We start from the raw sequence: 13,762 nt of genomic DNA on the forward strand, positions 1-13,762 counted from the left end.
CAAGGTTTTGTTCCAAATTTGTAAATCAAAAAATAGCCCCTACTTCCCATCCACGCTATACTTCCCTGGGCCAATAAAGATTAAGCTAAAAAATACAATGCCAATTTCAATGGCGTGAGAAGCGCCCATGATGCCTTCGCCTTTGCCAAAGTGAACAAGGGCTGCGATAACCATGGTAAATGCAAGAAGTATGTTTACCGGACGGAAGAATAAACCCAACAATAGTAAGAAACCGCCAAGGCCTTCGGATATTGCCGCCATAAAACCCCAAAATGCAGGTATAAAGTCTATCCCAATTACTTTCATGCTGCCGCCTAAAAGCGCCCACTTGTCGGGGCCACCCATAATTTTAGGAAAACCATGAACCATCATCATGGCACCAAGACCAACTCTCAAGATTAATAAACCGGTATTGCGATATTTGCCTAAGGTGTGAAAGATTGCCATGATTATTGATATTTTAATTCGACGTGATTATTTGTGACGGTCAAAGATACGGTTTTGCCCAAAATCATGGCCCTGTTATCTGCAATATGCCCTGATGGGAAATGAAAAGCAACTGGATATTCGTATTCCTTTACCAATTCCCAAATTACCTCTTCTGGGGTTTGCCCAAAGTAAATGCTTTCTTCGCCGATTTCGTTAAAAGCTCCAACTAACAAGCCTTTTAGGTTGGTGAGTTTGCCTTTACGTTTTAGCGTTCGCATCATACGGTCTATCGAATATTCATGTTCACCTACATCCTCCATAAACAAGATTTTATCATCAAAATCCATTTCAGAAACAGAACCTTCAACGGCTAACAATAAAGTTAAATTGCCACCAACTAAAACACCTTCTGTTTTTCCTTCTCTACCTACAAGCTTATTGTCATACATATAAGTGTCATTTTCTCCAAACAAGGCTTTCCTCAAACTTTCTAAGGCTTCTGGAGTACTTTCTTCAAAGGTATAAGGCATTTGGCCGTGAATACTTTGTGTCTTAAACTCAGCAAATACATGAGAAAGTAAAACAGTAATGTCGCTAAAGCCAATTAACCATTTTGGGTTTTCGTTAAAAGCCGTAAAATCCAACTCATCGATGATACGGATGGTGCCATAACCACCACGTGCTGCAATAATTGCTTTAACAGAAGTGTCGTCTAAAAACTGTTGAATATCCTTTGTTCTTAGCTCATCTGTACCCGAAAATTGATGGTGCGAAGCAGTTACAGTTTCGCCCAGTACAACCTCCAGTCCCCAACTTTGCAAAATCTCAATTCCTTTATCAATAGGCTTTGGAAGTTTCTTTGCCGGACAAACAATCGCAATCTTGTCTCCTTTTTTTAAATACGGTGGCTGTTTAATCATTTTAAAAACGCTTATCTTTGCAAAATAAAAAAATAGTTTTGGATAATAGTAAATTTAAAAGATATACCGTAACGGCAGCTTTGCCTTACACCAACGGTCCGGTGCATATTGGTCACTTGGCAGGCGTTTATTTACCTGCCGACACTTATGTGCGTTACCTCCGCTCTAACAAAAGAGACGTGAAATTTATTTGCGGTTCTGATGAGAATGGTGTGCCTATTACGCTAAAAGCGAAAAGGGAAGGCATTACGCCACAAGAGGTAGTAGATAAATACCATAAAATTATTGGAGATTCTTTTAAGGAGTTTGGTATTTCGTTCGATATTTATCACCGTACTTCATCCCTAACACATCACCAAACGGCCGAAGATTTTTTTGAGAAATTGTACAACGATGGTGTTTTTACCGAAGAAGTTACCGAGCAATACTACGACGAGAAAGCGCAGTCTTTCTTGGCCGATAGGTACATTACCGGTACTTGCCCTAAGTGTGGTAACGAAAACGCTTATGGCGACCAATGCGAAAGCTGTGGAAGCACGTTAAACGCCACCGATTTAATCAACCCAAAATCTACTTTGTCTGGAGAGCCTCCGGTAATGAGAGAAACTAAGAATTGGTTTTTGCCATTGGATAAGTACGAGGAAAGATTAAGAACCTATATTGAAAGTCACAAAGAATGGCGTCCAAATGTATATGGCCAATGCCAAAGTTGGTTAAATGCAGGTTTGCAGCCAAGGGCAATGACCAGAGATTTAGATTGGGGCGTGAAAGTGCCTGTAAAAGGGGCCGATGGTAAAGTATTATATGTTTGGTTCGACGCCCCTATCGGTTATATTTCTGCCACTAAAGAATTGGCTAAATACGCCAAATTAGGTATTTGGAACCCGAAAGCCGAAGAATTTTATATCGATCAAAACAGTGTAGATAATTTTGAATACGAAGAGTACTGGAAAGATGAAGAAGCGAAATTGGTACACTTTATCGGTAAAGATAACATCGTTTTCCATTGTATCATTTTTCCGGCAATGTTAATGGCACATGGCGAATTTACATTGGCAGATAATGTGCCTGCCAACGAGTTCCTGAACTTGGAGGGCCAGAAAATATCAACCTCTAAAAATTGGGCAGTTTGGTTAAATGAATACTTGGTAGAGTTTCCTGAAAAACAAGATATTTTACGCTACGTTTTAACAGCTACAGCCCCAGAAACCAAGGATAACGATTTTACTTGGAAAGATTTTCAGGCTAGAAATAACAACGAGTTGGTGGCTATTTTCGGGAATTTCATTAACCGCGTAACCGTACTTACCCATAAATATTTTGATGGTAAGGTGCCAACTTGCATGGAGCTTGCCGATATCGATAAAGCGGTGATAGCAGAGTTAAAAGCTTATCCAGCGAAGATCAGTGCTTCGATTGAGAATTACCGCTTTAGAGAGGCGCTAACCGAGGTAATGAACGTGGCTAGGTTGGGTAACAAATATTTGGCAGATACTGAACCTTGGAAACTGATTAAAACGGACGAAGACAGAGTTAGAACCATCCTAAACATCGCTTTGCAAATTGCTGCAAATTTAGAAATTCTGATTGAGCCATTTTTGCCGTTTACTGCTAATAAATTACAGAAAATGTTAAATTATGGCGGTTATAGCTGGGCAGATGCAGGTGCAATCAACCTATTGAAACGTGGGCATGAGATTAAAGAACCAATTTTGTTGTTCAGTAAAATTGAAGACGAAGAAGTACAAGCTCAAATCGATAAATTAAACAACAGTAAAGCACAAAACGAGGCAGCAAATGCAATTGTTGCACCTGCCAAAGAAAATGTAACCTTCGAGCAGTTTGGCGCTATGGATATCCGTGTGGCAACCATTGTAGCTGCCGAAAAGGTAGAGAAAACTAAAAAGTTGTTGAAGTTAACTTTAGATACCGGTTTAGATCAACGTACGGTAGTTTCGGGCATTGCAGAGCACTATAAACCAGCAGAGATTATTGGGCAGCAGGTAAGCTTATTGGCCAATTTGGCACCAAGGGAAATTAAGGGAATTGTTTCGCAGGGCATGATATTAATGGCTGAGGATGCGCAAGGCAAATTGAGCTTTGTTAGCCCCACTAACGCAATAAATAACGGCGGTACCATTCGCTAGTTATTATCAAAAGCCTTATATTGGTACGATATGGAGTTAAACGATTATTTGCGAAATTTCAGTCGTGCCAGTTTATCTTTTTTTGAAAGGCTAGGCATGTCGGCAGATGCCGCTAGCATAGCCAATGAGTTAGTTTTATTGGTGCTAGCCTTGGTGGTTACCTATATCATCTATTACGTTGTTAGGCGTATTCTTAGGCTCGTTGTTATTCAAACTATTCGTAAAACGGATATTCCTTTCTTTAAGTTTTTATTAGAGCACAAAGTGCCGCATTATTTGTCGCAAGTAGCGCCATTAATGGTGCTTTATTTAACAATTCCTGTCGTTTTTCAAGACTATAAGCAACTCAGCAAAGTATTGTTGGGCTTGTGCGATATCTATTTAGTTGTAGTTATTGTTGGGGTGTTAATGGCCTTGGTGAAATCTGCCGCCGATTTGTTTAGAGAAAAGCCCAGCTTTAAAGGCAAACCTATAGACAGTTATTTACAGGTCATCCGAATTTTATTGTACCTCTTGGGGGCGGTAGTGTTGTTTTCTAACCTCACGGGAAAATCGCCGGTGGCATTTTTTACGGCAATGGGAGCAATTTCGGCGGTGCTGCTGTTAATGTTTAAAGATACCATTATGGGTTTTGTAGCGAGTATTCAGGTAACTACTAATGATATTGTGCGCATTGGCGATTGGATTACCATGCCCAAATACGGTGCCGATGGCGATATTTTGGAGATTAACCTCACAACCGTAAAGGTGCAGAACTTCGATAAAACCATTACCACTATTCCTACTTATTCCTTGATTTCCGATTCGTTTCAAAACTGGCGTGGCATGCGTCAATCTGGCGGGCGAAGGATAAAAAGGGCAATACACATCAAACAATCGAGTATTCGTTTCTTAAAAGTAGAAGAGCTGGCAAAATTCGAACAAATCCAGTTGCTGAGTTCTTATATCCAACATCGCCAAAAAGATATTGAAAGACATAATACGCGTACCAACGCCGATAAAAGCTTGTTGATTAATGGCAGAAACTTAACCAACGCCGGACTGTTCCGTAAGTATATCGATAATTATATTTCTAATCATTCGGGCACTAATAAGCGCATGAACATTATGGTAAGGCAATTGGCGCCTACACCGCAAGGGTTACCTATCGAGATTTATGTATTTGCCAATACCATTATTTGGGCAGAGTACGAGCATATTATGGCCGATATCTTTGACCATATCATTGCCGCCGCTCCTTACTTTGCGTTACAGATTTACGAGGCAGAAGGTTCTGGAGATGTGAAGCAGTTGGAAATGTTAAATCAAATAGATGGAGCGTAGATAATTTTATATATTTGCGCTTGCAATAGGCCCGGTAGTTCAACGGATAGAATAGGTGTTTCCTAAACATTAGATAGCAGTTCGATTCTGCTCTGGGCTACAAAAAAGTCATAAGTTCAACGGAATTTATGGCTTTTTTTGTTTTTGGGGCTAAGAATAGGGCGAATTAGTAAAGATCTATAATATGATTAATCGTAAAATTGAGCTATGTGAATTTTCCCTCTTGTCTGTTTTTTTTAAAGTTGTAATTTGCAGCTTTATAAAATTGAGCTGAGATGGAAAATAAAGATATTCCAACACACTGGAAATGGGTTACTTTGGATGAAATTTTCGTCACAAGCAGCGGAGGAACTCCTGACAGAAAAAACTTCAATTATTATGTAGGGGATATTCCTTGGGTAAAATCTGGAGAACTTAATTATAACACTATTACCGAAACAGATGAATATATCACACAAGAAGCGATAGACTATTCGAGCGCAAAAGTTTTTCCAAAAGGTTCATTATTGATTGCTTTGTATGGTAATACAGTAGGAAGAATGGCCTTTTTAGGAGTTGATGCCGCTACAAATCAGGCAGTAGCTTCAATCACTTCTTTTTTGATAAATACAAAATATTTATACTATTATTTAATGTCTTGTAAAGAAGAGTTATTAAATAAACGGGAAGGGAGTGCGCAGCCAAATATTAGTCAAAAGGTATTAAATAAGTTCTTGTTTCCTTTAGCGCCACTTGAAGAACAAAATGCAATTTTAGAGAAAATTGAAGAGTTGTTTAGTGAATTAGATTCGATTTCGTTAAATTTTGAATCCCTAAAATCAAAATCAAAAATTTATTGGCTCTCGGAGATAAACTCTTTTTTAAAAGGTCAAAAACACTACACAATATTAAGTAAAGTTAATATTAAGCCTCAGAAAAAATTGGAGGAAATTATCGAAAAAAGAGTTTCTTTAGGGAAAAAATATACTGGAAGAAGCAATATCGATAACAAAAAAATTATTAACTACACCTTACCAAATCATTGGAGGTTAGCAAAACTGTCAGACTTATACGTTGATCCTGTAGATTCTATTTCAGATGGTCCATTTGGCTCTAATTTAAAATCTGATGATTTTCAAGAAACAGGCTTTCCAGTACTGAAAATACAAAATATTGATAGAAATAAATTCATTTCGAAGGATATATCTTATGTGTCAGAAGAAAAATTTAATAAGTTAGAAAAACATCAATTTCAAAATGGAGATGTAATTATAACTAAATTAGGCAGTCCCTTAGGCAAAGCTTGTATAGTTCCCGCCAACTTTAATAAAGGGATTATAGTAGCTGATCTAATCCGCATAAAGAAAAATGAATATATCAATTCTAAGTTTTTAATGTATTCACTAAATTCTCCTTACATAATTTCGCAGATAGAGAAACTTGCAAAAGGAACAACGAGGCAAAGGGTTACTTTGAGAGATGTTAGAAACCTGATTATTATTTTCCCAAGTATTGAAGAGCAAGAATTAATAGTCGCTAGTATAGAGGAATTAGATGATGAGATTAATATTTTAACTGACGTGGTTAATCAATCCAGTTTAAATGTACAGGCACTAAAGCAAAAAATTTTGCTAGATGCTTTTAGTGGTAATTTGATTAATTATGACATTAACAAAGCTAATGTTACTAAATATTTAGAAAAGATTTTAGTTGAAAAAGAGAGGTTTTTAAATAAAATTAAAAAACAGCAAAAGAAAATTGTAAAAACAAGTAGAATTAACTCGGATATGGATTTATTGGAAGTTTTAAAAAAAGAGGAGAATCCTATAAGCTCTCATGCTCTATGGCAAAAGTCCATTTATAAAAGTGACATTGAAGAGTTCTATAAGAAACTTAAAGAGTTAGATACTAAAATTAGAGAGCTTAAAGATGGGCATTTGTCATTTATAGAATTAATAAAATGAGAATAGACTATATACATATAAAAACAAGATTTAAAAATCTTGAGGATTTTAAAATTGACATTGACCAGAGCTCAATGAAAACAGTTTTAATTGGTCTAAATGCTACAGGAAAGTCAAACTTTCTTGAAAGTCTGCTTATCATTTTTGGGACATTGGAATTAGAGCATAAGGATAAATCTGATTTGACTTTTAGTTACTTTATAAGATACCAATGCTATAAAAAAGATATTGAAATTGATTATAACCATAAAACTGATGAGTATAAATTTTCAATATCAGATAAAAATAGTGATAAAGAAAAATTAGTTATTGAACATAAAAACAGAAAAAAATTTTTCAATAACAAAAGAGATTATTTGCCTAAGCACGTTTTTATATATTATTCTGGGATAAGTAATAGGTTGGGGAAGTACTACGATAAGTACATAAAAGACTATTATGATAAAATAATTAAAGATGATGCCAAATACGAAGAATTTAATGAAATACAACCCATCTTTTTAGTTCAAAATGTACACGGTTCTCTAGCTCTTTTATCATTTTTTCTAAAATCTGAAGAAGATGAAATGACGATAGATTTTTTAAATAAAGAACTCAATATACATGACATAGTTTCAACATTATTTATTATCAAAAATCCTGACTGGAGTAAGATTAAGAAGGAGGATGACTTTCTTTGGGGAGCAAAAGGATTAGTTCGTAGATTTTTAACCGATTTATTCATGTTTTCATTTGCTCCAATTTATGAAAAGTCAAGAAAAGCCGTCAGCTATAACAAAGTAGAGACAAACGAACTACTATATTTATTTATAAAAGACAGAAAGACATTTGATGAATTTATCTCTCTAAAGGATTTCACGAGAAATCAATTGTTTAATGCATTGATAAGTCCTGATTTGTCAAATATGCTGTCAGGTATCAAGATTAAAGTGAAAAAGGAAGATGTAAACGGGGAATTATCTATGTCTGAATTTAGTGAGGGAGAACAACAGCTATTAACAGTGTTGGGTCTTTTGAAATTTACAAAAGATGAAGAGTCTCTCATACTTTTGGATGAACCAGATACACATTTAAATCCTCAGTGGAAATGGAAATATTTAGATTTTCTTGAAAAAGTTGTTGATAACCCAGAGACAACTCAGATTATTTTTTGTACGCATGATCCTTTGGTTGTAGGAAGTTTGGATAAAAAGCAAGTTGTTATCTTCAAAAAGGATGGTGACAAAACTATAACTGTAAATCCTAAAATTAGTCCAAAAGAAATGAGTGTCGATAAAATCCTTACAAGTGAGTTGTTTGGAATTCCCTCTATTATGAGTAAAGAGTTGGAAGACAAGCTAAATGCAAAAAGATTCTTGCAAACTAAAATTATGAATGGAACGATTTCGAATGAAGAAAAACTAAAGTTCAATGATTTAGAAGCTTATTTTGAAAATATCAAATTCTATGAAACTTTTGTAGATTCAAGGTTTGAACAATTTGTAAAGTTAACTAGTGAGCATGAAGAATTTAGCAATAGAGACTATTCTGATGAAGAACGTGATAATCTAGATAAAATTGCAAAAGAAGTATTAGAGGATATTTTAAATTCTGATAAAAAATGAGGCATATAGATTTATCTATAATCGAAAATAAAGTAAAAAAAATTCCATGGACTGTTAAGTTAAGTGAAAAATACAGCCACTTAAATCATTTAGCTTTTAAAGAAAAGGGAGAAGATTTTATTGATTGGCATGATATTGAAAAATTTCATATTGCACAGCTCGAGGGAAAATCTCCAGAAGACAGAAAATCTTATATTAAGAAATATCCTGATTGGAATATGCTGAAATCCATCTTCATAAAAGAATATGGAAATAAATGCTGGTATTCGGAAGCACCTTTAGATAATGGTCCTATAGACCATTTTAGGCCAAAAAATAAAGCTATTAATTATTGCTTGAATGATAGTGATGTAAATCATAAATTTATTCTGAAGAAGGATGGGTATTGGCGGTTGGCTTATAACTTTTTTAACTTTAGATTATCATCAAATACCGCTAATTCGAGATTTGATGATGTGGAAGCCGAAGGTATTCAAATTGGAGGGAAGTCAGTCTATTTTCCTTTAGGAACTGAAATGGATGGTAGCTTTATTATAGCTGATAATTATAACGATGTTATAGCTGAAAAAGCATTATTGCTTGACCCAATAAATCCTTCCGACTATAGTAATATAGCTTTTGATAAAGACGGGGAGCCATTTGTATGTGCCTTCTTAGAAAATCAAAAAATTAAAGCGGAAATTTCTATTAACCTCTTCAACCTAAAAAACACTTTAAATTTTAAAAATGAACGTCAGAAATTATGGTATACTATTGAAACAGTAATAAATGACACAAAAAAATATATCGATAATAATCTCATACCTGACGAAAAAAAAATAGATAAGCAGAATAATTGCTTTGAAGTTATAAGAAAACATGTTGAAAAAACGGCTGTGTTTTCAGCCGTAGCTTATACTTGTTTTAAAGTTTACGAGGTAAAAGCTGGATATGAATTCTTAACACATTTCAAACCCTAATTATTATGACAACAAACAATTTAGTAGCCAAGATTTGGTCTTTTTGTGATACATTAAGAGATGATGGAGTAAGTTACAGTGATTATGTAGAACAGCTTACATTTTTGTTGTTTCTTAAAATGGCAGATGAATATTCTCAGCCTCCATATAATAGAGAATTTAATATCCCTGATAGATGCAATTGGAAGTTTTTGTCTTCTCATAAAGAAGATAATTTGACGACAGACTATTTTAATCTACTCACAAAGCTTTCGGAGCAAGGTGGAATGTTAGGGAAAATATTCTATGGGGCTCAAAATAAAATACACGATCATAAAAAACTAAAAAAGCTGATAGAGCTAATTGATGAAGAAACTTGGGTGTCTGAGTCTGTGGATATAAAAGGAGATATTTATGAATCTCTTTTACAAAAAAGTGCAGAAAGTAGTGGAGCGGGTCAATATTTTACTCCTAGAGCTGTAATTAAAGCAATGGTAGAGTGCGTTAGGCCACAAACTAAAGAAACTATTTGGGATCCCAGTTGTGGTACAGGAGGGTTTTTTCTAGGAGCAATTGAATATCTCAATAATAATTTTAAGGAAGAATTAAATAAAAGGGATACAAAGGAATTCTTTCAATTTGATACTTTTAAAGGATGGGAAATTGTTCCATCTACAGCTCGTTTGTGTTTAATGAATTTGTTTTTACATGATATAGGAGATTTAATCAAAACTCCTGATGTTAATATAGAAGATAGCTTAATTAATCCAATTGATCAGAAGACAAATATTGTATTAGCTAATCCTCCTTTTGGGAAAAGTAGTAGTTATTATATTACTAATGACAAAAAAATGGCTGAGCAAGATAGCTATTTTTATAGAAGTAATTTTTGGACAACTACTAGTAATAAGCAGTTAGCATTCGTTCAACACATTGTTTCTATGCTTGAGGAAGATGGGAGGGCTGCAATTGTACTGCCAGATAATATATTATTTGAAGGGGGAGCTGGAGAGATAATTAGAAAAAAACTTTTAGAAGAAACGAACTTGCATACTATTTTGAGATTGCCAACAGGAATATTTTATGCAAATGGCGTTAAATCAAACGTATTATTTTTAGAGAAAAAAAAGGGCAGTAAGAAGCCTCTAACAAAAGAGGTTTGGGTGTACGATTACAGAACAAATATTCATCATACACTAAAGAAACAGGTATTAAAATACGAACATTTACTTCCGTTCGTAGAATGTTATCTTTCCAAAGATAGAAATAAAACAAATGAAACTTGGAGTAAGGATAATCCAAACGGACGCCTTAGAAAATATAGTTATAATGAAATAATACTTAGAGATAAGACCAACTTTGATGTTTTTTGGCTTAAAGACGACAGCTACATTGATATGGATAGTTTACCTGAACCCGAAATATTGGCACAAGAAATAATTGATGGTTTAGATAGTGCTGTAAATAGTTTTAGGGAAGTTGTGAGGAGTTTGCATCGTAATTAATAAACTCCTCTTAGGGCTACGACTTTAACATTTTTAGTTGACATTAGTCAGTAAAAAAGCCCTATAGGTTAAATTATAGGGCTTTTCTGTGTATTAAAAAGTATTTTTACTTGAAATTCGGATATAGAATTTTTCCCTGTTTGTCTATGAAATTCCATCCTTCACGGTTTGAAAACTTAACTGTTGCGATTCCGTTTCTAAATGTTCCGACTTCTTCAAATTCAGGCTTGAAAACCCAATTTCCATTTTTATCTATAAACCCATATTTTCCGTTTGTTTTAACCCAAGCCAATCCTTCATGAAAGTTTGATACATCCGTCCAAGGATGTGAGGTCTTAATTTCATTTGCTCCTTTTAAAATATCCTTATTTATGACAACGTTTCCAGATTTGTCAACAAATCCGCAATTCTTCCTTAAGTAGACTCTAGCTAAGCCTTCATAAAATACATCAACGTCATCAAATTGAGGATAAAGAACTGTTTTGCCATTTGCATCTGAAAAACCGTTTGAAGAACCCAGTTTAATTGCGAAAATATCTTCATTAAAACCACTTACTCCATCCGCATTTCTGATTTTCGATATGTTTTTACCTTGTTTATCAATCAAAACTATACTACTAGGCATAAGGTTTGATTTCGGGATATGAGTTACAACAATCATCCCATTAGTGAAATTGAATAGCCTCACCGATTTCTGCCAAAACTCTTCACCTAGTCCATTATTCCTCTTACGATAAGGTATCATGTTGTCCTTTAGTTCAAATTTTATCTGTCCTTTTTCATTTATGTATTTATAAAATGTGTCTCTATAGTTTCCTGTAGCTACAAGTGCTAAACCCTCTGAAAAATCTCCTGCTACCTTAAATTGCGGTATAATGACCTCTCGTCCAGACGTATCAATAAACCCCCAACCGTCTTTATCAGTAGCAACTGCTGCAAAGCCGTTTATAAAATCGCCTACTTCATCATATTTTATTTCTCCAACCACATCTCCTTTTATATTTATTAATCCCCACTTATTTCCGACTTGTATAGCAGCAAAACCATTTTTGAAACTACGAGCTTTATTGAAAACACCTTCAAATTCATTCACGCCGTTTTTGTTGATAAACTCTACACCGCCTTTAATTGATCGGGGAAGGGTAGCTAAGCCAAATCCATCGCTAAAAGGCTCTACCTTATCGTATTTAGGATAAAAAATAAAATCTCCCTTTTCATTGATGTAGCTATATTTTTTCTCCAAGTTATATTCTCCTTTAACCATACAGGCAACACCAGCTAAACCTTCCGAAAAGTTTTGTGCTTCAACTATTACATTTGGCATTTGTATGGATACTGCTTTATTGGGAGAAATTGTGGTTGATTTAGAGACTTCTTGTTTAGTTAGATTCATCTTATCATGTTCATTGATGTCTCTCTGAAAGATGGTTAATTTTGAAATGCATGATGTAAGTTTTACGCTAGTTCCTGCATAAAATATAATTTCTTTCGGTTTGAATGAGGAAGTCAGGCTGTTTTTCAAAGCATCCTGTATATCCATGTTATCTTCAATAAAGAATTTTGGTTTCAATTGATAAGTTATGTTATCTAAGGTACTTGCATCTGAAAATGTGAAACCTAATGTTTTTGGGGTGCTTTGGTTTGGTTCATAGTAAGTTATCCCAAAAAGATAATTTGGATTGGAGTGGAAAGCAGCATTGCACATAGTACCAGATTGTTTTATTCCATCAACAAGTAAACCTTTATAAGTCTTCAAATTGTTAATGAACCAAACTTTTCCATTGGGTACTGTTTGAGGAAATTTCTCCAATTGGATTTCCTTGATGTTTTGGGCTGAGAGATTTGATGTTAGTAAAACACCTACAAGGATAAAATAAAGTATTTTCATTTAGAGGGCTTGAATTACCTCCGTTCCTCAAGGTAGATTTAAAAAAGCAGAGGTGGAACTGATAGCTATCTGCGGAAGAGGTACTGGTATACCTAAGTGCAAGACAAACTATAGCCCACCTCATAGGTGAGCGTATAGTTGATATCATTTGCACTTTAAAAATTACCAGTTTTCTTCCGCAAAATTCAACTAACGCAATGCTGTTGTTATATATGTAATATTTTTCTTTACTCTATTCTATAAGCAATTATATTTATGGCTAATATCCAAAATTGTTTTGAGATAATAAAAACGAACCTTTGAACTCTTAAAAAGATATGACATTAGACGAAGCTAAATACAATCTGAATAACAAGATTTTTGAAATCAAAAAACTCCTTCGAAACAGGAAAATTGAAGTTATAGAAGTAATGCGAATACCCACGTTACATTTTAATGGTTTCAAAGAGCCGAAAGAGCTTTATTCGAAAGTAATGTACGAGCTATATCGAGAAGTAAAACAGTTGATAGGTTATATCTATTTGCATGAGCTAGATGAATTGAAAAGAAAGAAATTGGCGATGTACTTTGTCATGCAATATTCGTTTTCAGACTTCAAAGAACATATATCGTATGAGGAAACTTTTGCCTCACTTGACAATCGTCAAAAATCATTACTAGAAGATTTTCAAGTGATGCAAGAGAATACACGGAAGGAGATTATCAGAGACCTTAAAACCGAATATTTTTCTTTGGAACAAGAATCGCCATTTGATATGATGAAGATTAAATGGAAGGGTAATAGAAAGCAATTAGCAGAACTTTTTGTTGAACTCGAACAAAAAAGGTGGATTGAATTTACAGAGGGAGAAAGAAAACCAATTTGTAACACAATTTCAAAAACTTTTGTTATCAACAACTCGAATAAAAGAGAAGAGATAAATGTAAGTTCCTTCTATACCACATTTAGACCTGACCCAAGTCCGAAGCTTTCAAAGCACAGTTATGTACAGCGATATGATAAAATTTATACGGCGAATCATATAGTGTCCTTCAAAGAAATTTGTGAAAATAAATAACTGATAA

The 13,762-nt window shown here is 34.4% G+C and carries 10 protein-coding genes and 1 tRNA gene; 8 read left to right on the forward strand and 3 right to left on the reverse strand.

Translation table 11 applies throughout. The annotated features are described in order from the left end of the window. Positions 1 to 39: 39 nt before the first annotated feature. Both B3I52_RS14360 and B3I52_RS14365 read right to left on the reverse strand, forming a co-directional pair. The gene (locus B3I52_RS14360) at positions 40 to 447 is read right to left on the reverse strand and encodes a DoxX family protein (protein WP_293302473.1); all 408 of its coding nucleotides are present in this window, start codon (positions 445 to 447) and stop codon (positions 40 to 42) included. A gap of 2 nt (positions 448 to 449) precedes the next feature. Then, entirely contained in the window at positions 450 to 1,349 is a 900-nt protein-coding gene (locus B3I52_RS14365) for a S66 peptidase family protein (RefSeq protein WP_293302476.1), read from the reverse strand. A gap of 38 nt (positions 1,350 to 1,387) precedes the next feature. Here B3I52_RS14365 and metG point away from each other — a divergent pair, with 38 nt between their 5' ends. From metG to B3I52_RS14400, 7 genes are all read left to right on the forward strand, one after another. Next, entirely contained in the window at positions 1,388 to 3,496 is a 2,109-nt protein-coding gene (gene metG / locus B3I52_RS14370) for a methionine--tRNA ligase (protein WP_293302478.1), read from the forward strand. A gap of 30 nt (positions 3,497 to 3,526) precedes the next feature. Next, the gene (locus B3I52_RS14375; protein WP_293302480.1) at positions 3,527 to 4,819 is read left to right on the forward strand and encodes a mechanosensitive ion channel family protein; all 1,293 of its coding nucleotides are present in this window, start codon (positions 3,527 to 3,529) and stop codon (positions 4,817 to 4,819) included. 28 nt (positions 4,820 to 4,847) lie between these two features. Next, positions 4,848 to 4,919: transfer RNA gene (locus tag B3I52_RS14380), tRNA-Arg, on the forward strand. 175 nt (positions 4,920 to 5,094) lie between these two features. After that, positions 5,095 to 6,762: a restriction endonuclease subunit S gene (locus B3I52_RS14385; protein WP_293302483.1), complete on the forward strand. Its 1,668-nt coding sequence runs from the start codon at positions 5,095 to 5,097 to the stop codon at positions 6,760 to 6,762. Continuing rightward, positions 6,759 to 8,366, forward strand: coding sequence for an AAA family ATPase (locus B3I52_RS14390; RefSeq protein WP_293302485.1), 1,608 nt, complete (start codon positions 6,759 to 6,761; stop codon positions 8,364 to 8,366). Before B3I52_RS14385 ends, B3I52_RS14390 begins: the two co-directional genes overlap by 4 nt. Next, positions 8,363 to 9,325, forward strand: coding sequence for a hypothetical protein (locus B3I52_RS14395; RefSeq protein WP_293302487.1), 963 nt, complete (start codon positions 8,363 to 8,365; stop codon positions 9,323 to 9,325). The genes B3I52_RS14390 and B3I52_RS14395 overlap by 4 nt, the downstream gene beginning before the upstream one ends. Positions 9,326 to 9,330: 5 nt before the next feature. Further along, complete coding sequence (locus B3I52_RS14400) at positions 9,331 to 10,809, forward strand: type I restriction-modification system subunit M (RefSeq protein WP_293302488.1); 1,479 nt, start codon at positions 9,331 to 9,333, stop codon at positions 10,807 to 10,809. 106 nt (positions 10,810 to 10,915) lie between these two features. Here the strand turns inward: B3I52_RS14400 and B3I52_RS14405 are convergent, their stop codons facing one another. Beyond that, a complete protein-coding gene (locus B3I52_RS14405; protein ID WP_293302489.1) occupies positions 10,916 to 12,697 on the reverse strand; it encodes a WG repeat-containing protein in 1,782 nt (593 codons plus the stop codon). Between the two features lie 317 nt (positions 12,698 to 13,014). Here B3I52_RS14405 and B3I52_RS14410 point away from each other — a divergent pair, with 317 nt between their 5' ends. Further along, the gene (locus B3I52_RS14410; protein WP_293302491.1) at positions 13,015 to 13,755 is read left to right on the forward strand and encodes a hypothetical protein; all 741 of its coding nucleotides are present in this window, start codon (positions 13,015 to 13,017) and stop codon (positions 13,753 to 13,755) included. The last annotated feature ends 7 nt before the right edge of the window (positions 13,756 to 13,762 follow it).

Source organism: Pedobacter sp. UBA4863 (genome assembly GCF_002399615.1).
Taxonomy (GTDB): domain Bacteria; phylum Bacteroidota; class Bacteroidia; order Sphingobacteriales; family Sphingobacteriaceae; genus Pedobacter.